A 24,693-nucleotide genomic window follows, 5' to 3' on the forward strand; every position below is an offset into this window, starting at 1 on the left:
TTCCTCCTATTTCGTAATAATCTGAATTGCGCCGGGCACCACCCGGATGGTTTCCGGTAAAAGGGGACCTTTTTCGCCGTCGATGTCGATGTGCATTTCCTTATCTGCATTTAAAGATACGCGCTTTACTTTTCGATAGATAAAATGATCGTGATCCACATGCTTTCCGAGGCCGATGGATGTAAAGAGCTCGAGAAGTTTCGAGAGGCTCATTTTTTCGATGACGATCAGTTCGAGCTGTCCGTCTTCCACATCGGCCGTGGGGCTGATTTTCGAAAAGCCGCCGACGCTGGAGGAATTGGAAACCATGGCGATGAGCGCCTGGGTTTCGAAAGTCTCCTCGTCGGTTTCCACCGTAAGTTTAAAGCTGTCCCTGGAAAGGTCGGTAACGCGAAAAGCTCGAAGTCCTTCGGCATAATAGGCGAGCCTACCCATAGTGGATTTGGCGTCTCCCGCCACATTGTATCCGATTTCTGTAAAGAGCCCGGCAGCACATACATTGACAAAGGCTCTGTCGCCGCATAGGCCGATGTCGATTGTGCGCCGCTTGCCGTAAAAGACCATGGCGTAAAAATCGTAGGGGTCCTTCGGAATACCCAAAGACTCGGCGAAATCGTTCACCGTACCTCCCGGATAAATGGCGAGGGGCACGTCCCGTTTGGCGGCGTAAAGACCGCTTACCACTTCGTTGACCGTGCCGTCGCCGCCCATAGAAATAATACAGTCTTCCCCGTCGTCTTCCATGGCGAAACGCTTGGCGTCCCCCGCTTTTTGCGTAAACTCCAAAATCACCGTGGCGCCTTTGGCCGCAAAGGGAACGATTAATTTTTTTATAACTTCTATCGCCTCTTCTCTGCCGCTGGACGGATTGGCGATAATTTTAATACGCTTCATTCCACACCTCTATTCCCTTTTATTATACGCCATGGCGAACGATTCCACAAAAGAACTTTCCCGCCGTTTGCAATAAAAATAATGACGGAAAATAATTTGAAAATATCGAAAATATCTATGAAAGTTTTTCCTATGAATTAAAGTGTTCTCTATTTTATGAGCTTCCTATTCTGTTTTTCTTTTAAAGTTTGTGATATTGGGAAAAAACAAAAATTTTCCTCACCTCATCGCCGCCAATTATTATGCGGAAAGCGTTTGATTTTTGCACAAAAAAAGAAACGGCGAACCGTTTCTTTTTATCCTCGTATCAGCGCGTCTTCACGACGTCGCGAATGGACTCCAATACTTCACGCATAATATAGAAGTAATCGACTACATTATTAGCGTTAAAAGAGATTGTCTTCGCCGTGTCGGAAATAGAATCCGACACCACATTGGCCGTGTTTTGAAGCTTCAAAGAGGTTTGATCCACTTTTCTCGCCACGGAATCTACCGTGCCGGTCACTTCGCCTACGGTAACGGCGATCTTTTCAACCTCCGGTTTAACCACTTCCACCATTTCGGTGGCGTCGGTAGTAATGCGGGATGCATTGGAAGAAATAATAGTGGCATTATCCGTAATGGTGGGAAGCTTTTGGAACGTGTCGTCGATAACGGCTTCGTGTGTCTCCAATTTATTCTTCACTACCTTTAAGATACCCGCTATGTTTTTCAGCGCCATCATTAAAAAGACAAGTGCGCCGATACCTGCAACGTATAGCAGAAAACGTAAGAGGTCATTTAAAGTAATCATCGTATCCATGGTGACCTCCCAGTTCTATTTATTGTTTTTGTCTTCCTTTACAACTTTTTCGCTTTTTTTGCCTGCATCTTCGGCAGCTTTTGCGATTTTATCGGCACTTTTTTTAACTTGGTCTTTAGTATCTTCCGCTTGAACCTTGACTTCGTCGCCGACTTCTTTAGCGGAATCGCCGATAGCGTCTGCCGTGTCTTTTACTTCCGCTTTTACATAAGCGCCTTCTTCGCGGACAATTTCGCCGATTGCTCTTGCCTTCGCCTTTGCGATTTCGGCATCGTCGCGAACTTCGTCGGCTTTAATCGCTGCACGAAGTTTTAAATCATCATAAGTGTCTTGAACGGCTTGTTGAGCTTCATAAGCGCGGATGCTCAGTTCATCGGCCGTGTCCAGTGCTAAATCTTTTGCGTTTTCAGCATAGTCTCTGGAGCGTTCGGCGATATCTTCGCGAGTTTTTCTTCCGCTTTGGGGAGCGAATAAAATACCTGCTGCCGCACCAAGGGCTGCACCTAAGGCAAATTTACGCGCACGTTCTTCACGCCAGTATTGTTCTCTTTCACGAATTCCAAAAAAATCAAAAATCATAATTAACCTCCTGTTTGATATATCTTACTACAATTGTACCCCGACCGTGTTGAAATTATTCAACTTGGGTAACGATTTATTGAATAAAGTAATAAATTGCGAAAAAGGAGAGATAAATGCTTATAGATTCACACACCCACTGCCGCTATTCTCCGGATTCAAAATCGGATCCCGAAGAAAATATTTTAGCGGCCATAGAAAATAAAATACAGGTGCTAGCCTTTACCGATCACGTGGACCGGGTAGACAATGCCTTGGATTATACCTTCGATTTCGAGGCGTATCTAAAAGAACTGAATAATTTAAAAGAGCGCTATCAAGATCGAATCCGGATTTTAATCGGCTGTGAAATGGGCCTGAACCGCTCCATGAACCATCTGATCGAGAAGACCATGGCCGACGATCGCTTCGATTTTTTCATCGGCTCTATGCACACTTTAGACGACGAGGACATCGCCTCCACCCTTCGCAAGATGAATGGCGACTTTTTAAATTATTTCCTCCATTACTACGAGGAGATGTTCGAAAATATTCGTTCCACCGAAGGCTTCCATATTTTGGGCCACATGGATTATGCGGATCGCTATGTACCGGATAAATCTGCGATCCCGGATTTTTCCGCCTATCGAGATGCAGTGGCCGCCGTTTTGGAAGCGGTGATTAAAAAAGACATCGTCGTGGAATATAATACGGGAGGTCTTTTCAGAGGCCTGCCCTACGCCAATCCCAAGGATGAAATTTTAAAACTTTACAGAGATCTCGGCGGCGAAGGAGTCTGCCTCTCCTCCGACGCCCACCTTCCGAACCATATCGGCCGCGGCTTTCCCGAGGGTCGGGAACATTTAAAATCATTGGGCTTTAAAAAACTCACCTATTTCAAAAATAAAAAGCGAATAGAAGTCCCCATAGGCTAGGGACTTTTTTCATTTTTCAGTAAATATATAGTCGACATCATTTTTTCTCTATGAATTTACCGAATTAAAGTGTATACTGTAAAAAAGAAACGATCATATGATTTCTAGAACGCTATTGTCGTTTTTAGGATTTCGGTTTACATATAGGAGGTAATATGGCATCTATTGCTTATCAATTATTAAGAGATCATTTATTGGAAGGGGAGCTGCGCCAAGGGGAAGAGATTAAAATCAAAATCGATCAAACCCTTACCCAAGATTCCACGGGCACCATGGTCTATCTTCAATTGGAAGCCATGGATATCGAAGATATTCGCACGGAACTTTCCGTAGCCTATATCGATCACAATATGCTCCAGGCAGGTTTTGAAAATCCCGACGATCATCAATTTATTCAATCGGCGGCCGAAAAATATGGCCTCGTGTTTTCGAAACCCGGCGGCGGCATTTGCCATCAGGTCCATTTAGAGCAGTTCGCCCGTCCGGGAAAAACTTTGGTGGGAAGTGACTCCCACACTCCCACGGCAGGAGGCATCGGATCCCTGGCCATCGGCGCCGGCGGCTTGGACGTGGCCGTGGCCATGGCGAGCGGCTTTTATTATTTGAATGTGCCGAAGATTTTAAACATTAAACTTTCCGGAAAACTTCGCCCCGGCGTCAACGCAAAAGACGTGATCCTTACCATTCTCGGCAAAAAAACCGTCAAGGGCGGCACCGGCTACATCGTAGAATATTCCGGCGACGGCGTGAAGAATCTTTCCGTTACCGATCGCGCCACCATTTGCAATATGGGCGCGGAACTGGGTGCCACTACGTCCATCTTCCCCGCCGACGACATTACGAAAGAATTTATGAGTCGCCACGGAAGGGCCGACGATTTCAAAGCTGTTTCCGCCACGGAAGACGCCGTTTACGACGAAGTGATGGAGCTGGATCTGGGAACTGTCGTGCCCGCAGTGGCCAAGCCCCATCTCCCCGACCAATACGAGGCCATCGACACCCTCGGCGAGGTCAAGGTGGATCAGGTGGCCATCGGCAGCTGCACCAATTCTTCCTACACCGATATGATGAAGGTGGCCCACATTTTAAAGGGACGCAAAGTTCACGAAGACGTGAGCCTCGTCATTTCCCCGGGAAGTGCCACGATTTTACAGGCCCTTTCGGAAAACGGCGCATTGGCTACCATGATTCAGTCCGGCGCGCGGATTTTGGAAAGCGCCTGCGGACCCTGTATCGGCATGGGACAGGCTCCGAAAAGCGGCGCCACGAGCCTCCGCTCCTTTAACCGCAATTTTAAAGGTAGAAGCGGCACGAAAGATGCGAAAATTTATTTGGCGAGCCCGGAAACCTGCGCCGCATCGGCCATTAAGGGATATATCGCAAGCCCCGCGGATTTGGAAGGGCTCGAAGATATTAAAGAACCGGAATCCTACGATCACGCCACCAATTATTTAATCTATCCGAAGGAAAAGAACGAGCGGCCGAAAGAGACCGTTATGGGCCCGAATATTAAGCCCTTCCCCTTGGCAAAGCCTATCGGCGACAAAATCGAGGGAGACGTGCTCCTAAAGGCGAAGGACAATGTCACAACCGACGACATCTGCCCCTCTACCGCCAAACTTTTACCCTATCGCTCCAATATTCCCAAGCTTTCAAATTACGCCTTCTCCACACTGGTGGACGATTTTAAAGAGCGGGCCGAAAAACACGGCGGCGGCATCGTCGTCGGCGGCGACAATTACGGTCAGGGATCGAGCCGGGAACACGCCGCCCTCCTTCCCCTCTACCTCGGCGTAAAGGCCATCGTCGCCAAAAGCTTTGCCCGCATTCACAGATCCAATCTCGTAAACTCCGGCATCCTTCCCCTGGTCTTTAAAAATCCTGCAGATTACGACAGAATCGCCGAATGGGATCACCTCGAGCTCGAGGATGTTAAAAAATCTCTCGAAAGCGGAAACTTTGTACTGAAGACCCCGGCCGGAGATGTGGAACTTCTCGGCGAATTCAGCGAAAGAGAACGGGATATGCTCCTGGAAGGCGGCTACCTGAACTACACGAAAAACAGAAGGGAGAGCCAATGAAAACCGTAACCTTAATCCCCGGCGACGGCATCGGCCCTGAAATTACAGATGTCGTAAAAGAAATCTTTTCCGCCGTGGACGCTCCTGTAGAATTTGAAGAGGTCAATGCGGGCAGCACGGTCTTCGAAAAAGAAGGCAGCTATTTGCCCGACGCCCTCTTCCGTTCCCTTGAAAAAAATAAACTGGCACTGAAAGGCCCCATTACCACCCCCATCGGCCACGGCTTTCGAAGCGTCAATGTGGAGCTCCGTAAAAAATACGATCTCTACCAAAACATTCGGCCCATCCGTCCGGCCGCCAAACTCCCCATGAAGTTTGATCATGTGGACATGGTCCTCTTCAGAGAAAACACGGAAGATCTCTACGCCGGCGTGGAAAAAATCATCTCCGAAAACGAAGCCCACTCCATTAAAATCATTACCCGAGAAAAATCGGAGCGCATCGTGCGCGCCGCCTTCGATTACGCGGTGCGGTTTAATCGCCGCAATCTTACCGTGGTCACCAAGGCCAATATTATGAAAGCCACCGACGGCCTCTTCCTCGATGTAGCGCGGGAGGTTGCAAAGGATTACGACCTGCCCATGAAGGAAATTCTCGTAGACAATATGGCCATGCAGATGGTAATGAACCCGGGGCAGTTCGATGTGGTTGTCACAGAAAACCTATACGGCGACATACTCTCCGATTTAGGCGCCGGTTTAATCGGCGGGCTGGGCATGATTCCCGGCGTCAATAAAGGAAAAGATATGGCCATATACGAAGCGGTTCACGGCTCCGCCCCCGATATTGCGGGTAAGGGCCTCGCCAATCCCACGGCCATGCTTCTTTCCGCCTGTCTCCTCCTGGACGACATAGGGGAAAAAGAAAGAGCCGACAAAATTCGCCGCGCCATCGACGAGGTGCTTTCAAATCCCGAAACCCGTACCCAAGATTTAGGCGGCAGCCTTACGACAAAAGAATATACTGAAGCCTTAATAGAGAAAGTTGGTGGAAAATGTTAGATATAAAAATGGATCATCGATTAGACGAGTACGCCGATAAAATCACCCAGCGCGATTATATTAACCGGGAGCTTTACCAAAAATACGATGTAAAACACGGCCTCCGGGACAGTGACGGCACCGGCGTTCTCGTCGGCATTACCCGCATCGGTTTCGTCACCGGTTACGAAAAAAAAGACGGCAAAAAAATCCCCGTAGAAGGGGATCTCCTCTACCGTGGCTATTCCGTAAAAGATATGGTACAGGACTTTAAAGAAAACAATCGTTTCGGATACGAAGAAGTGGCCTATACCCTTCTTTTCGGAAACCTTCCGACGAAAAACGATATCGGACTTTTTAAGGAAATGCTCCGCGAAGAGAGAAGCCTTCCGAGAAATTATTTAGAAGACACGATCTTGAAGGTGCCGGGAAAAGACGTTATGAATAAAATGATGCGCTCCACTCTTTGCCTCTATTCTTTCGACGTGGATCCCGACAGCACCACCACCGCCAATGTTCTGCGCCAAAGTATGAGCCTTCTCGCCAAGACGCCTCTTATTATGGCCTACAATTATCAGGCGAAAAAGCACTACATCGACGGCGACAGCTTGGTTATTCACTATCCGGAAAAAAATATGTCCACGGCGGAGCTCATTCTTCACTTGATTCGCAAAAATTCCGATTATACCGACGAAGAGGCGAAAATGCTGGACTTAATGCTCACCCTCCACGCCGAACACGGCGGCGGGAACAACTCCACATTCGCCACCCACGTGGTCTCCTCCTCAGGCACCGATACATACAGTGCTATTTCGACCGCCCTCGGCAGTTTGAAGGGTCCCCGCCACGGGGGCGCGAGCCTCATGTGCTCCGCCATGCTCGACGATATCGCATCCAATGTGCGGGACATTCACAACGAGGCGGATATTGAAGATTATCTGCGCCGCATTCTCGCCAAACAGGCCTTCGATAACAAGGGCTTAATTTACGGCTTGGGCCACGCAGTCTACACACTTTCCGATCCCCGTGCAGAACTTTTAAAGCAACAGGCTAAGGAGCTGGCGGAACAGAAAGGTTATTCGGACCAATTTAATTTCGTTCGCCTGGTGGAAACCATCGGCGGCCGCCTCTTGCAAGAGCGAAACGGCACCTCCTACCCCCTTCCCGCCAATATCGACCTGTATTCGGGCCTCGTTTACCAAATGCTCGGCATTCCGAGAGATCTCTACACCCCCCTCTTCGCCACGGCGCGCATGGCGGGCTGGTGTGCTCACCGTTTGGAACAGGTACAGGATACGAAAATCATCCGCCCGGCCTATGTCCACTTAAACTCCAGAAAAAAATACCTTTCCATGAACGATCGCAGCAATTAATCATTTCCCCTCGCCTTTGCGAGGGGATTTTATTGTCCTTTTTTAAAATCAACTATTTATATGAATAGATAACAATACTATAGACAAGTTGTGCTCGCGGGAATACAATAAATTTGATAAATGATATCAAATATTTTAAAGGAGGCTCCCATGATCACTGTTCATAATCTACATAAAAGTTACGGTTCGAAAACACAACGACTCCACGTTTTAAAAGGCATTACATTTTCACTCCCGGAGGGGTGTCTCGCCTGTTTATTGGGCCCGTCCGGATCAGGTAAGTCCACCTTGTTGAATATTTTAGGTGGCATCGAATCCATGGACGAAGGGGATATTATTGTGGCGGGAAATCATCTGGCGCCTATGAATAAAAAAGAGCTGGAACATTACCGTAGAAAACAATTAGGCTTTGTCTTTCAGTTTTATAATTTAGTGGAAAATTTAACCGTACGGGAGAATATCCTGACCGGCGCTTATCTTTCCGACGATCCTTTGGATGTGGATGCTTTAGCGGAGGAATTGGACATCGCCGATCAGCTCCATAAATTCCCCACGGAAATTTCCGGCGGCCAGGCACAGCGCGTTTCCATTGCCCGCGCCATGGCAAAAAAGCCCGCTCTCTTTATTTGCGACGAGCCCACCGGCGCCTTGGACTACGAAAGCGCTAAAAGCGTATTGCATTTGATTGAAGAACTGAATCGAAAATACAAAACCACCATTATCATCGCCACACACAATGAAGCCATCGCCTCCATGTGTCACGTCGTCCTCCGCCTCCACGACGGCGGTTTAAAATCTTACGAAGAAAACGAACACATTCTCTCCGCCGAGGAGGTGCAATGGTAATGAAAAACCCCATTCATCGACGGATTCCACGACTGTTTTTGAAAAAGCCCGGCGCCTACTTACCGCTGTTTTTCATTTCCCTTCTGACGGTGACCTTTGCATCTTCCTTTTTCATCAGCCAAAATTCCATTAAACCCCTTTACTATAAGGGGCTTCGGGAAAATAAAGTGGAAGACGGGCAATTTCTCATGGCCAATCCGATGACAAAAGAAAGGTCAGACGCCATTAAAAAACGAGATGTAGATCTCGCTAAGAATTTTTACAAAGATCTCACATGTCGCGTGCCGGGTGACGACGATACGCGGGAGAAAATTCTCCGTATCTTCGTCAATCGGGAAAAAATCAACACCGCCGCCATTCACGCCGGCCGCCTTCCCGCAGCGAAGGGTGAAATCGCCGTCGCCGCCAATTTTGCAAAAGCCGAAAATCTCGCCCCCGGAGACAAGCTGATTCTAAACGGCAAGGATTATAAGATCACGGCCTTGGTGGCCACGCCGGATTACTCCACGATTTTGAAAACCCAAGGGGATCTGGCAATGGATACGAAACATTTTTCCGTCGCCTTCGTCACAGACGATGTGTTTGATTCCCTGAAGGAAAAAAATCATTACCTCTACTCTTATAGAAATCGCGAGCGCCTTTCGGAAGGAAAAGCCCGGGATCGATTTGAAGATATTCTCTCCGATGCCGAAAAATCCGGACCTATTTTAGGCGCCACCACTTTCTACGATAACCGCTGCATTCAATACTTTATCGACGACATGGGCGGCGATGTGCCCATGATGACCATCACCCTCGTCATTCTCTTTATCTCTCTGGGGTTTATCAGCGCCCTTCAAACCCGCGGGCTGCTGCGGGAAGAGGCACCGGTCATCGGCACGCTCCTTTCCATGGGGTACGGAGCGAAAACATTAATTCGCCACTACAGCCTTGTGCCCACCTGCCTGGTTATTTTGTCGGGCATTTTCGGCAATATCCTCGCCTACACAAAAGGCTATACTCTTTACGCTGACCTATATTACACCTCTTATAATCTTCCACCCTTTGTTCCCATTCTTTCGTTGAAGGCCTTCGCCATTACCACCCTCATTCCCTTGGGTATTGTGTGGCTCGTCAATCGTATACTCCTTCTGCGCTACTTCCGTCTGTCGCCTCTACGCTTTTTACGGCGGGAATTTTACCACAAGAAAAGGAAGAACGCCCCGACATTCGACGGATTTTCCTTTAAGCGCGCCGCCCGCCTGCGCATCTTGTCTGAAAACCGCTTAAATATTTTCGCCCTCTTTTTCGGAATGTTTGTGGGAAATCTCCTGCTCCTCTTTTCCGTCGCCCTTGGCCCCATGTTCGACGACTATGCGGATTCCGTTAAAAAAGACATGAAATACAATTATACCTATCTTGTGAAGGCGGCCGACCCCGACGTTCACGGAGCTAAAGGGTTGAGTCTCACCATGGATTACAAAAAAGACACTGAGAAAACACAACTCAATGTGCTGGGCCCCGATCAACATACGGCCTTTAGCGATGACTTGCCCTCATCTATGAAGCCACATGACGTGGTCATTTCCACAGGCCTCGCCCATCGAGATCACTTGAACATCGGCGATGCTATCGAGGTAAAACTTCCCGGCTCGAAATACTACAAAACATTACATGTCGCCGCCATAGCCCACGACATTCACTCGATCCAAGCCCTTATGCCCATGGACAATCTCAACCGATTAATCGACAAAGACCCGGGGAATTTTAATCTCTACTGGTCCGATACGCCCTTAAAAATTAACGACGACCTGCTGATTACCACCATCGATCGTGATAAAACGGGAGCCTACTTGGAAGCTTTTCTGGAAAACTTCGACGGTGCCCTACGTACCACCTGTATTTTGGCCATTGTTTTCTACTTTACTCTGGTCTACACCGTCAGCAAGCTGATCTTGGAAAAATCGCAAAAAGATATTTGCTACCTGAAAATTTTCGGCTACGGAGACGGCGAAGTGGCCTCCATTTATTTACTGGGCATGACCATCGCCGTGGCTCTCTTTTATCCCTTGAGTCTCCCCATCTTCGATCGCCTTGTGCGCTATCTCTTCGCCCTTTCCATTTCTAAACTTTCCGTCTACATGGAACCCCACTTCGCCATGACGAGCTACCTTTACATTTACGCCCTCGATCTTGCAGTCTTTGTCGCCGCCCAATGGTTGGGACGAAGGAAGATTAAGGCTTTAAATATGGTGGTAGAACTGAAAAAAGTCAGCGGCTAAATTACGTCTTTTTGTCAATTTGCCCATTAAAAAAAGCCCTCTCGGGGGCTTTTTCTATTTTCCTACTTGTACCCAACGATCGACGTCCTTTTTGTTTTGTTTTTTCATTACCCGATGGGTATTGGCGCCATCCAGCAAATCGTAATATGCCCAGTGATTCGGGCGCACGTCGATAAAGCTTATCATGCGATCCATGTGTGTGGCTTCTCGGAAACTTTCGGCTTTCGTATTCCTTCCTACTGCGCGGTTCAACATGGCCACAGCTTCCGCCCGCGTGACCCGGCGATTGGGATGGAATTTTCCGTCGCCGTAGCCGGAGATCCATCCGCTGTTATAGGCCCTTCCGATGGAGCGGCTCGCCCAGTGGCCGTAGCTGTCCTTAAAGGGATGATTCGTAGATTGGCTCGCAGGCATCAGGCGGCAGAGCATGGCGGCAAATTCCGCCCTCGTCATGCCGCGATTGGGATGGAATGTATTGTCCGGATAACCTCTCAAGACGCCCTTCCGACTCACGTGATCCACGGCGGCTGTGTACCAGCCATTTGAACAATCGCGAAAACCGCTTCTTCTCATTCTCTTAAAGCTCGTCCGACCGGTTTGCAGGCGGGCCACCATCATGGCCACTTCCCCTCGGCTCACGACGGCATTGGGGTTCATGTAGTGGCGATGGCCGGAAATATAGGCGCGACGTTCGATGGTCGCCAAAGTTTCCGCCGGCGCCTTAAATTCGCCGTCCCGATCGTCCTTTGCCACGAGCACGTCGCCGATCTGAATGGCGCGGGTCAGCGTAATTTGAAAGTGTCCGTTTTCGTCGCTGGTGCCACTTCCGATGACGACGGATTTTTCGTCGTAAATGGTTACATTGGCGTTCGGCGCACTGAAACCCGTCACCGATCGACTTCCTGTAAGAATGGGATCCATAAATACCCCGTGAGGTTTCTCTTTTTCTACGGCAAGCTCGCGGGAAATGGTAATCTCACCGGTCTTCACTTCATTTTCGGTACCTACACTTTCCATATCCGTTGCCAAGACGGGCGTCGTCCAGAGCAAAAGGCAAACTATTGCCGCACTTAACCTTTTCATAAGCCCTCCTTATGCGTCTTCTTCGATGACGGTGTATCCTTCCAAATCGGGAGTTTCCACTTCCTCTTTCTGTGGCTTTTTCCATTGGCGATACCGGGCGATCTCTTCAGATAATCTGGAAATTACGTAGACGAGAACGCCGAGATCGTCGGCAAAGCCGATGCCGAATATAAAATCGGGGACGATGTCCATGGGATTGACGAGATATAAAAGACCGGCCACGATCATGATCACATTCTTCTTGCCGAGCCCCTTGTAACGTCCCTTCACCGTGTCCTTCACCATGTTGATGAGAAGCACCGCCTCCGATTGCACTTCGGAAAATTTTTTCTTTCCCCTTATAAGGGAAAAACTGTCCTTGGCCAATCGTTCCATCCGCTCGGGATCGGATATGATCCTCTGCGCACGATGAGATTTGCTGTTAAGTATGGATTCCCACATAGTAACCTCCTAGTGAATCCAGCTGCTGTCGTAGGGATCTTGACGCCACATATTGAGGCGATCCCGCTCTTCTTCGGTGAGTTTTCCGCTCTCCACCGCCACGTCGGCCAGTTCCGGGAAATTGGCGAGAGAAACGTAGTTAAAGCCCGACGACTTAAAGTTCTCCTCGGCCACTTTTAAATCGTAGCTGAAAATGGCCACGATGCCGAGGACTTCCAGCCCTTCCGCTTCACAAGCCTTAGCGGCGTCGATGGAGCTGCCTCCCGTGGAGAAAAGGTCTTCGATGACGACGACCTTCTCTCCTTTTTTAAAGGCACCTTCGATGCGCTTGTTCTTCCCGTGGTCTTTCGCCTTCCCGCGAATAAAGCCCGAGGGTTTATTTAAAATCCATGATACATAGGACGCGTGGGGAATGCCTGCCGTCGCCGTGCCTAGAATCCCTTCGGCTTCGGGGAAATGTTTTTCTACAAGTTCGGCTAAGCCTTCTTCGATGATCTTTCGCTCCTCGGGATAGGAAAGAATCAGGCGATTATCGCAGTAAATCGGGCTCTTGATTCCCGACGCCCAAGTGTAAGGCTCGTTGGGCGAAAGGCTGACGGCGCCGATCTTAAGTAAAATATCGCAAACAGATTTCATTCATTACCTCCTAAAAAATCACGTCGAATAGTGCGGTAAGCGCTTAAGGGATCCTCCGCTTTTGTAATGGGACGACCTACGACGATAAAATCGACGCCTATTTTCCGCGCATCTTCCGGCGTAACCACCCTCTTTTGATCCCCGGCACTCGCCCCCTTCGGGCGAATGCCCGGGCATACGAGGGGGAAAGGAGAGTCGATGGTCTTCCTCAAATACTCCCCTTCCATGGCCGAGGAGACGATGCCGTCGCAGCCGGCGGAAAGGGCCATTTCAGCAAGCCCCTCTACGGTTTCTTCTACGCTTCGGCTCTCGCCGAGGAGCGCCTCTTTACGCCCTTCGTCGGAAAAGGAGGTAAGCACCGTCACCCCGAGAAGAATGGGAGGATGCTCTAAATCTTTTACCGCTTCTTTCGCGCGGGCGAACATTTCCCGCCCGCCCGATGCGTGGAGCGTAAGCATATCGACGCCTAAACCTTTGAGGGAGTTCACGGCCCCCGCCACCGTATTGGGAATATCGTGGAGTTTTAAATCTAAAAAGACCCGATAGCCTTCCGCCTTCAGTTTCTTTACAAATTCCGGACCGGCGGCGTAAAAGAGTTCCATGCCTACTTTGACGAAGGGTTTTTCTTCTAAAGATTTAAAGCCTCCTAAAAACGTCCACGCCTTTTCCTCCGATGGAAAATCCAGGGCGATAATAAGATCAGATTTCATGCAGCGCTCCTTTTTAATCCTTGTTTCTTTTCATTTAGTATATACCGAAATACCCCATGGGTAAAACCGTAAAAAGTTAAGTAAAAGAAAAGACGCCCCGAAGGGCGCCGTCAGATATCACTATAAATTAAGGTCGGAATCGTCCCCGAGGGACGAACCGTAAGCTGTTATGGTCGATGGCAGGTCGGCTTATTGGAAATATTGATCCAAAAAATCGCCTACCGTCTTCATATACTCACCATTCTTTCTATAAGGGTATGTGGCATGTTTGTAGCCGGTTACTGTCTCCATTTTCTTTTGATCGTGGCTTACGGCGGAGAATAAATCATTCGCCATGGAAGGCGGCGTCAGCTTGTCGTCTTTTGAATTCGTAATTAAGACAGGTTTCGAGATCTTTTTCATAGCGCGAACGCCGTCCATATCCTTGAAGGACACGCCGATCTTAAACTTTGAATAAAGACTTCCCGTCGCCGATAGATAGTCTATGGGAATGTTCTGACTTTCGGCAATGGACGCCATTTCATTTTCTATCATAACGCGCCCGTCGGAGACCGGCGAATCCAGTATAAGGCAATCGATTAGAGAATCGTCTTCTCCCGCCGCCAGAACGGCCGTAAGAGCTCCCATGGATTCGCCCCATAAGGCCACCTTGCCGCCTTTGTAGGCGGGGGCAATATAATTTAAGATCGCCAGAGCATCTCGGGATTCCAAAACCCCGAAGGTATTATATTCTTTTTGATTCTCCCCGGAGTTTCGTTGGTCATAAGCTAGTACATCGAAACCTTTTTGTAAAAAGCCTTCCATAAGAGGAGCCAAAGTTTCTTTGGTTCCGCCCATGCCGTGAACCATACATACGACATTTTTGTTGCCCGCTTTTTTTATATAGAGAGCCGGAATCCGGGATGAATCCTCGGGATCTTCAATTTGAAGTTCTTTCACCTCATACTTGTTTTTAAGTTCACCGATCCGCTCTATAAAACCCTTCGAATTTTTTACCGTTTCCTCTCTGCTGACCGCATTGGAAAAGCCGTCGAATACCTGTCCCCCGATATAGAAAGAAAAACCTGTAAAGGCAATTAAAACGACGATGAGTACGATGATGACAGCTCTTAATACCTTATTCATAGCCACCTTTTTATTTGAATTTTTCCACCTTGTCGCCGATGGTCTTTAATCCCTCGTTTTCATAAAATTCAATACTGCTCCGGTCCGCCGCTTCGGCAAGTTTCGGATCGATGGGAAGGCCGCCTAAATAGGGAATGCCTTTCTCCTCGGCGATGGCTTTCGTCTTGCTTTCGCCGAAAATATCGTAGCGCACACCGGTGTCCGGCGCGATAAAGTACTGCATGTTTTCCACAATGCCTACCACGGGAATGCCCATCATCTTCGCCATTTTAAGGGCTTTTTCTACGATCATGGCCACTAAATCCTGAGGCGAGGTGACGATGATAATCCCGTCGATGGACATGGTTTGGAACACCGTAAGGGCTACATCCCCGGTTCCCGGCGGCATATCCACGAAGAGATAATCCTTCTCTCCCCAATAAACATCGCTCCAGAAGGTGGTGAGCATATTTCCCACTACGGGCGCCCGCCAAAGCACCGGGTCCGTCGGGGAATCCAGAATCAGATTCACGCTCATAACATCGATGCCCGTAGAGGTCTTAATGGGGCGAATGCCCTTTTCCGTTTGAAAGACCTGCTCGTCGGCGCCGAAAATTTTCGGGATGGAGGGGCCTAAAATATCCGCATCCAATACGCCGACGCTATGGCCCCGGCGACGCATTTCAGAGGCCATAAGCCCGGTCACCATAGATTTCCCCACGCCGCCCTTGCCGCTCAACACGGCGATGGTGTGTTTTATCTTCGAGTGTTCGTTTAAAGGTTTTTTAAGTGATTGTTTTTTCTCCATAATACTTCCTAACTACTTTTCAGAATTCATGACCTTATCCATAACGGAATTGATCTTTTGATCCAGATTGCCCTTCTTGTCTCGTCGATCGTCGATTTTAACCACCGAATAGACACGGTCGGCGCCGGATTCAAAGACGGCCTCCTGCATTTTCCGCACGCAGGCGAAGAGCTCGTCGATGTCCCCTTCCAAGACGGTGCCCATGGGATTGAGACGAATTTCGACCTTGTCATTATCTTTGACGGCATCGTATGCTGCTGCCACATAGGGACTGCAGGAAGTGGATTCCGTTCCGATGGGAATAAGTGTAAGTTCTACAACGGCCATATTAACCTCCAAAAATTTCTCGCGACGAACTGTCACGCTGATGTTTTCGCGTTTAAAATCGTGCTCTATTACTTCTCCAAAAAACCGATTATATCCTTCATAACATATTCCGTAGCCTCCTCGTGGAGAAGGTCGTGTTTCATAAGGGGGAATACCCGGTTTTCGTAATCTCTATACCCTAAATTATAAAAAGTGTTCGCCGTATCCGTAAGGCCTTCTACGCCGCCGGTCAGGGGATCTTCCGATCCGTTTAAAGCGAGTACCTTGAGACCCGGATTTTTCACTTTATAGCGACGGCAATCCTTTAATCGGCTCGCCGCTTCCCAAATGGCCATGGCGCCGCCGTTTAAATAATGAGTAACGAGTTTTTCGTCTTCTTTAAAGGAATCTAAAAACTCCGGACTGTTGCTGATGGTATTCAACGCCGCCTTGGTCTTCGAGTCCATCATGGTCACCAATGCGCCTCTTCGCTTGCCATTTGTAAAAAAGCGCTCGATATTGCCGAAGGCCAGGCCGATTTTTGCCGAGGGCGGATAGCAGACGACGCCCGTTAAAATTAATTTATCGATCATGTCGTCGTGATCCATAATATAGTTTCTGGCGATTAAAGAGCCGAAAGAATGGCCGAAAAGGGCGAGGGGAAGGCCGGGAAAGCGGCGCTTGAAATACACGGTCAGACTGTACTGATCCACGAGCAAATCGTCGATGGAAGAAATATAGGCCCTGGGGTGATCCGCCGATACGGAATCGCCGTGGCCCCGATTATCCGAAAGGAAAACCGTATAGCCTTCCTTCGCCAAGGCTGCTGCGAAATCTAAATAATAGCCTCTGTGTTCCTGGGCACCGTGAATGATTTGCACGAGCCCTTTGGGATCTTCCGCCTTTATTATCGTAAAGGCCAGGGGAAGACCGTCTACAATCGAAGGGTAAATCCCCTCTTCCCGATGGTCGCTTGCACTCAAAAGAAGTGCGTCGTCATTCATGCCCTCTTCTACCCAGCGATAATAGGCTTTATCCGTGCGCACCTTGTCCATTCGGCGTGCCAATTGAGGGAGGATAGCCCCTGCTGCCAGGGCGCCCTTTAACCATTGTTTATTCTTTCGTCCCACAACTGCCTCTCTTTCTACTGTTTAAAAGTTGTCGTCTTCGTAAAACGCCTTCATGGCGCTATAAAAATCCTCTACATCCCGTACGTGGACCACTTCCCTGAGGGAGTGCATGGCCCATGTGGCAATGCCCACGTCGATGGCTTCGATGTCTACATGGCGCACACTCAAAGGCCCGATGGTGGATCCGCCCCGTTGGCCGTGGGGATTGGCGAAGTATTGCACCTTGAGGTTTTGTTTTTTCATCAGAGATTTAAAGCGGGCGCTGCTATGGCCTTGGGTGGCGTAACTTCTCGCGGCGCCGGTCTTAATGGCTACGCCCTCTCCGAGCTTCGGCGACGCCGAGGGATTGGAGCGATCCAAGTAATTCGGGTGATAGGCGTGGGCCATGTCCGCGCTCATTAAGAAACTGCGTGAAAGGGCGCGATAAAAAGCCTCTTCCCCGGCGGGGAGGGTGATTCTCTTTAATACATTGGCAAAAAAACTGCTGTCTCCGCCGCTTTTCGTCAAGCTTCCTACTTCTTCATTGTCTGTAATATAGAGCATGATCGTCGCCTTGGACTTCTCCGCTTCCATAAGGGCGCGAAAAGCCGGGTAGGCCGTGGCGAGATTATCTAATCGGGGAGCGGAAAGCCATTCTCCCTCTTTGCCCACGGTCTCCGATTTTTCCGCGGCGTAAAAATAAAGATCGTAATCTAAAATAGCGTCCTCTTTCACGCCGGCCACATGAGCCAGTTCCCTTAAAAATCCTCCGTCCTTAAAGCTTTCGCCGCCGAGAGGCACAAGATCCTTCCCCGGCTCGTAGACGTGGCCCGTGTTCACTTCTCTATGAAGATGGGGCGCAAGATTGGGGATGGTAGCCAGAGCGTATCCGAAATCCAACGGAATGCTCTTCACTCCATTATCTTCCACGAGGACCCGTCCCGCCAAAGAAAGGGGACGATCCAACCAGGTGGAGCGAATAATGGCGCCGTAAGGTTCCACGTCGAAGCGCACGCCGCCGTCAAAATCGTGTACGCCGCCCGGGAGCAGCTTCAAGAGCGGGCTGTCCGTGTGGCTCAACACCGCCTTAAAGGCCATCTCGTCCTCTTTCAAACTGCCTAAGTGGAAAAGCAGAATGCCGCCGTCGTCGACGACCATACTGTATCTTTTCCCCTCTTCCAAGTTCCAGGCATCCTCGGGATTTAAGGGCGTAAAGCCTTCCGCCTCTTCTATAAAATGACGCGCCACCTGATAAGAGGTGGGGCTTTTGTCGATAAAGTCCATGAATTTTTGAATATCCATATGCTCTCCTTTCTCTTTTCTCATTGTATAGCAAAAATTTCGGTGATTCCACGATATTTCCCGCACACTCCCCTTTTTCGGGGTATAATCTAATGTATATAAAGGAGGATTTTATTTAAATGGAAATTGCCGATCTCGTACCGGAACTGATACTCATCGTCGCCCTTACCGTCGTGCACGGTTTTTTTGCATCGGCGGAAATCGCCATGGTGTCTTTAAATCGCCAACGCATCGAGGATATGGCCGAAGAGGGAGACAAGCGCGCCGCCACTCTTTTACAATTGACGGAAGACCAGACCCGCTTCCTCTCTTCCCTTCGCGTGGGAATGACTTTAGCGGGATTTTTCTCCGCAGGTCTTGCGGCGAGAAGTTTGAGCGCCCTTTTGGCCTATCGCATTGCATCTCTCGGCGTCCCCTACGCCGGCACCATCGCCTTTATTTTAATCCTCTTTATTCTCTCTTATCTTACTTTGGTCTTCGGAGAATTGGTACCCAAGCGAGTAGCTCTTCAACACACTGAAAAGACGGCGCTGAAATCCGCAGGATTTATCGCCTTCTTTTATAAGATCGCCTCTCCCTACATTCGCTTCCTCGCCCTTTCCACCACCCTCGTCTTAAAGGCCACGGGAAAATATTCCGAAGACGTGGAGAAAAATATCAGCGAGGAAGAAATAAAGAGCTATCTCCGCGTAGGCCATCAACACGGCGTCATCAACGAAAGCGGCGAGGTCATGATGGTCAATATTATGGCCTTCGACGACAAACTCGCCTATGAAATCATGACACCGCGCACTTCTCTGTACATGATCGATTACGACGATTTCGATAAAAACATGATTCAGGATATGCTGGAATCCGGGTATTCCCGGGTGCCCGTCTACCGCGACGGACCGGACAATATCGTAGGCACGATTTACATTAAGGACCTATTCGTGGAATACGCCAAGCAGGATTACAAAACCATCGACATCGACAAGGTCATGAAGAAACCTTACTTCGTGCCGGAGACGAAAAACATCGACCGCCTGCTTCAGGAACTTCAAAACACGAAAAATTACCTGGCCATCTTAATCGACGAATACGGCGGGCTGGCCGGCATGGTCACCATCGAGGACATCGTCGAAGAAATCGTCGGCGAAATCGAGGACGAATATGACGACGATATGCCCCCCATTTTGAAAGTAAATAATTCCACTTATGTCGCCGACGGCATGATGGAACTGGATACTATTAATGAGGAGCTGGATATCGAGTTGGAAAGCGAAAACCACGAAACTATTTCCGGCCTTACCATCGAGCTTCTAGGCTTTATTCCCGAGCCGGAAGACACGAAAAAACACAGTGTCCTTTACAAAAATTCCATTCGCCTCACCACCCTCGCCGTTTCCGACAAGCGCATTTCCCGCGTGGAAATCAAGCTCTTGGAAGAAGAGGAAGAACAGGCCTAAACTTTTAAGCGGCTTTCGAGCCGCTCATTTTATAAGGAGCTATATTTGAAACGACTATTTTTACTTGCCCTCGCTTTCCTACTTGCCCTTCCCCTCCCCGCCTTTGCGAAGCAGGTGGGAGAGGAGGAGAAGATCGAGCATTTCGTTAAAAACCGTGTCGTAGAGGGGGACGGCACGGGCCTGTCTTTGGATCGCCCCATTACCCGAGGAGAACTGGCCAAGGTGATCGTCAGTCTGGAAGATCGACGGGAAGATGCCTCGGCTATGAAGTATAAAAAGAGCCCCTACGCCGACGTAAAGGAAAACCACTGGGCCAACGGGTTTATTAACGCCCTCTCCCTGGCGGATAAGGGCAAACTTCCCCTACTGGCGGGCTATGAAGACGGGAGCTTTCGCCCGGACAGACCGGTAAGTTATGGCGAGGTGGCGAAAATCGCCTGTCTTATGGCGGCGCCCGCTACGAGCCCGGAGGATATAGCCTTTATTCCATGGCCTTCAGGCTGGATGGAACTGGCGGGATCCTTCGAATTTTCCGTCTCGTCCTTTCCAGCGAATACACCTGCCCTCCGCCGCCACGTCTTTACCACCCTTTACGACGCCCGGGAAATGTCGGACCCCGAGAGGAAAATAAAGTACACCCCCTCACCGAAGGGATTGTATCTGCAGCAGATGAAGGGATTTAATGAGGGCTCTACTTTCGACAAGGCTCTTTACCGGGAAGAGATGCTCCGTCTGATAAACGATGTGCGGAGAAATAACAATCTCAAACCTCTGCAATACATGATCTCTCTGGAGCGGGGCACGAAAACTCGCGCCGAGGAACTGGCGAAATACGGCGACATCCGCATAAAAGGCCACCGCCATAAGCGAACAGACGGCGCGCCTTTTTACACCGCCTTCGATTATCTTCCCTTCGATCCCCGTCCCCATCTCGGAGAAAATCTCTTAATGTACGGCTTGCCCTATGGCGATGGGAAGAATCCATCCTATCTCGCCGATCCTAAATTTCTCGCCGAAGAATCCTTCCGCCTTTGGATGGCGAGCCCGAGCCACCGCGCCAATATTCTCGATCCGGAGAATCGCTTCGTGGCCTGCGGAAATTACGCGGATAACACATACGGTGACAAAGATTACCCGAACACGGGCATTCTCGTCGTCGCCATGAGTTTTTATAAATAAACGCAAAATCCCCCTCTCCATGTAGGAAAGGGGGATTCTTTTTTCTATTTCGTTTCCAAAGGATGGATAAATAGGCCGCTTCTCGGTTTCGGTTCAAACCAAGTGGATTTCGGCGGCATAACCTTGCCGGCATCGGCCACGGCCATTAAATCTTCGAGGGATGTAGGATACACGGAAAAGGCGATGGTCATGTCCTCATTCACTCGGCGCTCCAATTCTTTTAAACCGCGCACACCGCCGACAAAGTCGATGCGCTCGTCGCTTCTCGGGTCGCCGATGCCCAAGACGGGGGCGAGCAAAAAGTTTTGTAAAATGGAAACGTCCAAGCCGTCGATAACATCGTCGATAGCTTCGCCCTTGTAGCGCAGGCGATACCATTTGCCGTCAGCAAACATGCCGAACTCGCCCTTCTCGCGGGGATGAACTGCGGCTGTTTCTTCTTCTACGGAAAAGTTTTCGCCGATTTTTTCGAGAAGCTCATCAATCGTCAGGCCGTTTAAGTCGGCCACCACCCGATTATAATCGTAAACTTTCAATTCCTCGGAGGGATAGACAATGGCCATAAAATAATTGTAAGGGGTCTCGTCGTTCCCGGGGCCGTAGGCTTTTCTGCGCATTTCACCGACCCGCACCGCCGATGCGGAGCGGTGATGGCCGTCGGCGATGTAGAGGGAATCCAGGGACTCGAAATTCTCCTCGATCTTTTGAATAATGCTCTCGTCGTCGATGGTCCAGAGGCGATGCGTCGTCTCATCATCGGTGGTAAAGGCCAAGGGCTCTTTTTTCGTCGACTCGTCGATTAATTCATCGATTGATTCTTGACTACGGTAGGTTAAAAAGATGGGCCCGGTTTGAGCGTCCAACGTGTCGATATGATCCACGCGATTTTCTTCTTTTTCCCTACGGGTCTTTTCGTGCTTTTTAATTCTATCGTCGAGATAATCGTCCACAGAGGCGAGGCACATTAAGCCTCGCTGCTTATGGCCGTCTCTTTCCAATTCGTAGACATAAAGGGAGGGAGAATCTTCTCTGTAAAAAATGCCTTCTTCCTCGAGCCGATCGAAATGCTTCTTTCCGATTTTATTGACCGAACCCTCTACATCGCCTTCGATGGTGGCCTCCGGAAGATCCACCTGCAGGAAAGATTTCGGGTGGCGACGAATTTCTTCCCGCGCTTCCTCTACGGAATAGACATCGTAGGGAAGGGCGGCCACTTCTTTTGCGTACTCCTCTTTTGGGCGAATGGCCCGAAATGCTCTGATTTTAACCATAATACACCTTATATAAAGCGAACCCGCACCACGCCGTCGATAGCGAGGATTTTTTCCCGAAGTTCTTCATTGACAGGAGAGTCTACATCGATCATGGTGCACGCCCATTCCGTGCGGTGGCGGTTTAAAAGATTGGCGATATTTATATGCTCTTCTGCAAGCACCGCCGTAATTTGCCCGATCATATTGGGAATGTTCCGGTGATTCACCGTGACCCGAGCCGCACTTTTGCACACGCCCATATTGGTGTCCGGGAAGTTGACGGAGCAGCGGATATTGCCGTTGGTGAGGTAATCTACCGCTTGGCGCACCACCATCTTCGCCGAATTTTCCTCGCTCTCCGGCGTGGAGGCGCCCAGGTGAGGAATGTTGATAGTATTGGGGAGCGTGATGGACTCGGGATCCGGGAAATCCACTACATACTTCGCCACTTTTCCCTCTTCCAAATACTTTCTCAGGGCCTTTAAATCCACGAGACCGCCCCGGGCAATATTGATGAGGCGCATGCCGTCCTTTGCCACGGAAAGGAGTTCTTCCCCTACGAAATTTTTCGTATCCGGAGTGTAGGGAATATGGATCGTAATATAGTCGCTCACTTTAAATAAATCCTTCGCCTCTTCCACTACATTGACGCGAGTATCCAGGTGAAGGGCGTTTCCGATGGAGAGGAAGGGGTCGTATCCGTAAACTTCCATGCCCATATCGATGCCCATTTTCGCCACTCTGCGCCCCGTGGCGCCGAGACCGATGATCCCCAGGGTTTTTCCCATAAGTTCAGGGCCTGCGAAGCGCTTTTTATTGCTTTCCACGGCCTTTGCAATATCGTCTTTATCGTAATCCCGCACCCAGTCGATGCCGCCTAAAATATCCCTGGAGGCCAAAAGGAGAGCCGTCAGCGCCAGCTCCTTCACCCCGTTGGCATTGGCTCCCGGTGCCTTGCTCACCACGATACCCTGCTCCGAACAGCGATCCACGGGAATATTATTTACTCCGGCGCCGGCTCTGCCGATAAAGCGCACGTTTTGCGTAAACTCGTAATCGTGAAGATCGGCACTTCTCACGATGATCGCGTCGGGATCGTCGATATTGGGCCCGGCGATAAAATTATCCGGCAAGAGCTTAAGCCCTTCCTCGGAAATATTATTGATGGTTTTTATCTTATAAACTTTCTTTTTATCCGTAGTAAATTCAGCCATTGTTCCGTTCAAACTCCTTCATATAATCTACCAATCTCCTGACGCCTTCAAGTTCCATGGCGTTGTAGAGACTGGCCCGCATGCCGCCGACGCTTCGGTGGCCCTTAATATTGACGATGCCCTTTTCTTTGGCACCCTTTACGAAATCGGCGTCCAATTCCTTCGATCCCGTGACGAAGACCACGTTCGTAAGGGAGCGATCGCAGCCAGGAATATTATTTTTAAAGAGATCGCTGTTGTCGATGGCGTCATATAAAAGCTTCGCCTTTTCCTTATTGCGCGCCTCCATGGCCGAGACGCCGCCCATGCGCTTCACCCAGTCCAGAACCAAGCCGCAAATGTAAATATTGTAGCAAGGGGGCGTATTGAACATGGAGTCTTTTTCCAAGTGGGTTCTGTAATCGAGCATGGTGGGAAGTTCCCCTTCTTTTGTGGCGAGGAGTTCTTTATTTAAGATGACGACGGTAACGCCGCTTGCCCCAAGATTTTTTTGCGCCCCGGCAAAAATAAGGCCGGGCTTATTGAAGTCGTAAGATTCCGTTAAAATATTCGACGACATATCGCAGACCAAGGTGGCGTCCACCGCCGAAAATTTTTCCGGTGCAAGGCGAGTTCCGTAAATCGTATTGTTGACGCAGGTGTAGATGTATTTATCCGTCGGCTTCATGTTTTCTGTGGAAATCTCCGGAAAATAAGAAAAGCCGCCTTCTTCCGAAGACGACAATACATTCATCTTTCGCAACTTCGCCCCTTCTTTATAGGCTTTCTTCGCCCAGGAGCCGGAGATTACGTAGGATGCAGAATCTTCCTCGGAGAGTAAATTTAAGGGAATCATTGTGAATTGCAAAGAACCGCCGCCTTGTAAAAATAAGACGTCGTGTTTTTCGTCCAATGAAAGAAGAGATCGAAGGGACGCCTTGGCATCCGCTTGGATCGCGCCGTATTCTGAACTTCGGTGGCTCATTTCCATTACGGACATGCCGCTATCCTTAAAGTTCATCATTTCCTTAGATGCTTTTTCCAGAACCTCGACGGGAAGGGTCGACGGCCCTGCGGAAAAATTAAGTACTCTTTCCATGGTAACCTCCTGAAACAAATTCTTTTTCGCTTTACCGTTATAAATTGCTAACGGTATTTCATCATTATACGCCTCTCTTTCAAATCTTACAATGACTTATTTAAAATATACATTTTCAGGACCAAAATTTTCCACATAAAAACTCCCGCGAAGCTTGCGAGAGTTTATTTCATTTTATTCTGTTTTCGCCATTTTTTCCAGAAGCACCAATTCCACGCCGGCGATGCCGTTAAAGGTGGTGTCCACGATGCCGACCTCTTCATAGCCTAAGGACTTATACATTTTCCGTGCA

At 49.3% G+C, this 24,693-nt stretch carries 23 protein-coding genes; 8 read left to right on the top strand and 15 right to left on the bottom strand.

What is annotated here, in order from left to right; all coding sequences use genetic code 11:
* Positions 1 to 6: 6 nt before the first annotated feature.
* The 3 genes from PEPTYR26121_RS06040 to PEPTYR26121_RS06050 form a co-directional block, all read right to left on the bottom strand.
* Entirely contained in the window at positions 7 to 894 is an 888-nt protein-coding gene (locus PEPTYR26121_RS06040) for a diacylglycerol/lipid kinase family protein (protein ID WP_180500246.1), read from the bottom strand.
* Positions 895 to 1,201: 307 nt separating this feature from the next.
* Positions 1,202 to 1,696 carry a methyl-accepting chemotaxis protein gene (locus PEPTYR26121_RS06045; RefSeq protein WP_180500248.1) on the bottom strand — a complete coding sequence of 165 codons (495 nt, stop codon included), beginning with the start codon at positions 1,694 to 1,696 and terminating at the stop codon, positions 1,202 to 1,204.
* Positions 1,697 to 1,711: 15 nt separating this feature from the next.
* A complete protein-coding gene (locus tag PEPTYR26121_RS06050; protein ID WP_180500250.1) occupies positions 1,712 to 2,275 on the bottom strand; it encodes a YtxH domain-containing protein in 564 nt (187 codons plus the stop codon).
* Between the two features lie 116 nt (positions 2,276 to 2,391).
* On the opposite strand from PEPTYR26121_RS06050, the gene PEPTYR26121_RS06055 reads away from it, so the two are divergent.
* The 6 genes from PEPTYR26121_RS06055 to PEPTYR26121_RS06080 all read left to right on the top strand — a co-directional run bounded on the left by PEPTYR26121_RS06055 (position 2,392) and on the right by PEPTYR26121_RS06080 (position 10,730).
* Positions 2,392 to 3,189, top strand: a complete 798-nt coding sequence (locus tag PEPTYR26121_RS06055; RefSeq protein WP_180500251.1) for a histidinol-phosphatase HisJ family protein — start codon at positions 2,392 to 2,394, stop codon at positions 3,187 to 3,189.
* A gap of 155 nt (positions 3,190 to 3,344) precedes the next feature.
* Positions 3,345 to 5,270: an aconitate hydratase gene (locus PEPTYR26121_RS06060; RefSeq protein ID WP_180500253.1), complete on the top strand. Its 1,926-nt coding sequence runs from the start codon at positions 3,345 to 3,347 to the stop codon at positions 5,268 to 5,270.
* Positions 5,267 to 6,271: an isocitrate/isopropylmalate dehydrogenase family protein gene (locus tag PEPTYR26121_RS06065; protein ID WP_180500255.1), complete on the top strand. Its 1,005-nt coding sequence runs from the start codon at positions 5,267 to 5,269 to the stop codon at positions 6,269 to 6,271. The genes PEPTYR26121_RS06060 and PEPTYR26121_RS06065 overlap by 4 nt, the downstream gene beginning before the upstream one ends.
* A complete protein-coding gene (locus PEPTYR26121_RS06070) occupies positions 6,265 to 7,623 on the top strand; it encodes a citrate synthase (protein ID WP_180500256.1) in 1,359 nt (452 codons plus the stop codon). The genes PEPTYR26121_RS06065 and PEPTYR26121_RS06070 overlap by 7 nt, the downstream gene beginning before the upstream one ends.
* A 150-nt stretch (positions 7,624 to 7,773) precedes the next feature.
* On the top strand, positions 7,774 to 8,469 hold the full coding sequence (locus PEPTYR26121_RS06075) for an ABC transporter ATP-binding protein (protein WP_180500258.1): 696 nt from the start codon (positions 7,774 to 7,776) through the stop codon (positions 8,467 to 8,469).
* Positions 8,463 to 10,730, top strand: coding sequence for an ABC transporter permease family protein (locus PEPTYR26121_RS06080; protein ID WP_180500260.1), 2,268 nt, complete (start codon positions 8,463 to 8,465; stop codon positions 10,728 to 10,730). Before PEPTYR26121_RS06075 ends, PEPTYR26121_RS06080 begins: the two co-directional genes overlap by 7 nt.
* A gap of 54 nt (positions 10,731 to 10,784) precedes the next feature.
* Here PEPTYR26121_RS06080 and PEPTYR26121_RS06085 read toward each other — a convergent pair whose 3' ends face one another.
* From PEPTYR26121_RS06085 to PEPTYR26121_RS06125, 9 genes are all read right to left on the bottom strand, one after another.
* Positions 10,785 to 11,813, bottom strand: a complete 1,029-nt coding sequence (locus PEPTYR26121_RS06085; RefSeq protein ID WP_180500262.1) for an S-layer homology domain-containing protein — start codon at positions 11,811 to 11,813, stop codon at positions 10,785 to 10,787.
* 9 nt (positions 11,814 to 11,822) lie between these two features.
* Positions 11,823 to 12,254 carry a YkvA family protein gene (locus PEPTYR26121_RS06090; RefSeq protein ID WP_246285907.1) on the bottom strand — a complete coding sequence of 144 codons (432 nt, stop codon included), beginning with the start codon at positions 12,252 to 12,254 and terminating at the stop codon, positions 11,823 to 11,825.
* Between the two features lie 9 nt (positions 12,255 to 12,263).
* Entirely contained in the window at positions 12,264 to 12,890 is a 627-nt protein-coding gene (pyrE, locus tag PEPTYR26121_RS06095; protein ID WP_180500263.1) for an orotate phosphoribosyltransferase, read from the bottom strand.
* Positions 12,887 to 13,600 carry an orotidine-5'-phosphate decarboxylase gene (gene pyrF / locus PEPTYR26121_RS06100; RefSeq protein WP_180500265.1) on the bottom strand — a complete coding sequence of 238 codons (714 nt, stop codon included), beginning with the start codon at positions 13,598 to 13,600 and terminating at the stop codon, positions 12,887 to 12,889. The genes pyrE and pyrF overlap by 4 nt, the downstream gene beginning before the upstream one ends.
* Before the next feature lie 189 nt (positions 13,601 to 13,789).
* Positions 13,790 to 14,725 (bottom strand): alpha/beta hydrolase, encoded by a 936-nt coding sequence (locus tag PEPTYR26121_RS06105; RefSeq protein ID WP_180500266.1) that lies wholly within the window; start codon positions 14,723 to 14,725, stop codon positions 13,790 to 13,792.
* A 10-nt stretch (positions 14,726 to 14,735) separates the two neighbouring features.
* A complete protein-coding gene (locus tag PEPTYR26121_RS06110) occupies positions 14,736 to 15,512 on the bottom strand; it encodes an Mrp/NBP35 family ATP-binding protein (RefSeq protein ID WP_180500268.1) in 777 nt (258 codons plus the stop codon).
* A 12-nt stretch (positions 15,513 to 15,524) separates the two neighbouring features.
* The gene (locus PEPTYR26121_RS06115; RefSeq protein WP_180500269.1) at positions 15,525 to 15,839 is read right to left on the bottom strand and encodes an MTH1187 family thiamine-binding protein; all 315 of its coding nucleotides are present in this window, start codon (positions 15,837 to 15,839) and stop codon (positions 15,525 to 15,527) included.
* A 68-nt stretch (positions 15,840 to 15,907) separates the two neighbouring features.
* A complete protein-coding gene (locus PEPTYR26121_RS06120) occupies positions 15,908 to 16,948 on the bottom strand; it encodes an alpha/beta fold hydrolase (RefSeq protein ID WP_180500271.1) in 1,041 nt (346 codons plus the stop codon).
* Positions 16,949 to 16,969: 21 nt separating this feature from the next.
* Positions 16,970 to 18,229, bottom strand: a complete 1,260-nt coding sequence (locus PEPTYR26121_RS06125; RefSeq protein WP_180500273.1) for a M18 family aminopeptidase — start codon at positions 18,227 to 18,229, stop codon at positions 16,970 to 16,972.
* Between the two features lie 119 nt (positions 18,230 to 18,348).
* On the opposite strand from PEPTYR26121_RS06125, the gene PEPTYR26121_RS06130 reads away from it, so the two are divergent.
* Both PEPTYR26121_RS06130 and PEPTYR26121_RS06135 read left to right on the top strand, forming a co-directional pair.
* Positions 18,349 to 19,677 (top strand): hemolysin family protein, encoded by a 1,329-nt coding sequence (locus PEPTYR26121_RS06130; RefSeq protein ID WP_180500275.1) that lies wholly within the window; start codon positions 18,349 to 18,351, stop codon positions 19,675 to 19,677.
* 45 nt (positions 19,678 to 19,722) lie between these two features.
* On the top strand, positions 19,723 to 20,856 hold the full coding sequence (locus PEPTYR26121_RS06135; RefSeq protein ID WP_180500277.1) for a CAP and S-layer homology domain-containing protein: 1,134 nt from the start codon (positions 19,723 to 19,725) through the stop codon (positions 20,854 to 20,856).
* Positions 20,857 to 20,900: 44 nt separating this feature from the next.
* Here the strand turns inward: PEPTYR26121_RS06135 and PEPTYR26121_RS06140 are convergent, their stop codons facing one another.
* The 3 genes from PEPTYR26121_RS06140 to serC are packed head-to-tail and all read right to left on the bottom strand — an operon-like array spanning position 20,901 to position 24,401.
* Positions 20,901 to 22,127 (bottom strand): DUF1015 domain-containing protein, encoded by a 1,227-nt coding sequence (locus tag PEPTYR26121_RS06140; protein WP_180500279.1) that lies wholly within the window; start codon positions 22,125 to 22,127, stop codon positions 20,901 to 20,903.
* Positions 22,128 to 22,135: 8 nt separating this feature from the next.
* Positions 22,136 to 23,323, bottom strand: coding sequence for a phosphoglycerate dehydrogenase (locus PEPTYR26121_RS06145; protein WP_180500281.1), 1,188 nt, complete (start codon positions 23,321 to 23,323; stop codon positions 22,136 to 22,138).
* Positions 23,316 to 24,401, bottom strand: a complete 1,086-nt coding sequence (gene serC, locus PEPTYR26121_RS06150; RefSeq protein WP_180500282.1) for a 3-phosphoserine/phosphohydroxythreonine transaminase — start codon at positions 24,399 to 24,401, stop codon at positions 23,316 to 23,318. Before serC ends, PEPTYR26121_RS06145 begins: the two co-directional genes overlap by 8 nt.
* Positions 24,402 to 24,693 lie beyond the last annotated feature (292 nt).

Source organism: Aedoeadaptatus nemausensis (assembly GCF_903819165.1).
In the GTDB taxonomy this organism is placed as follows: domain Bacteria; phylum Bacillota; class Clostridia; order Tissierellales; family Peptoniphilaceae; genus Aedoeadaptatus; species Aedoeadaptatus nemausensis.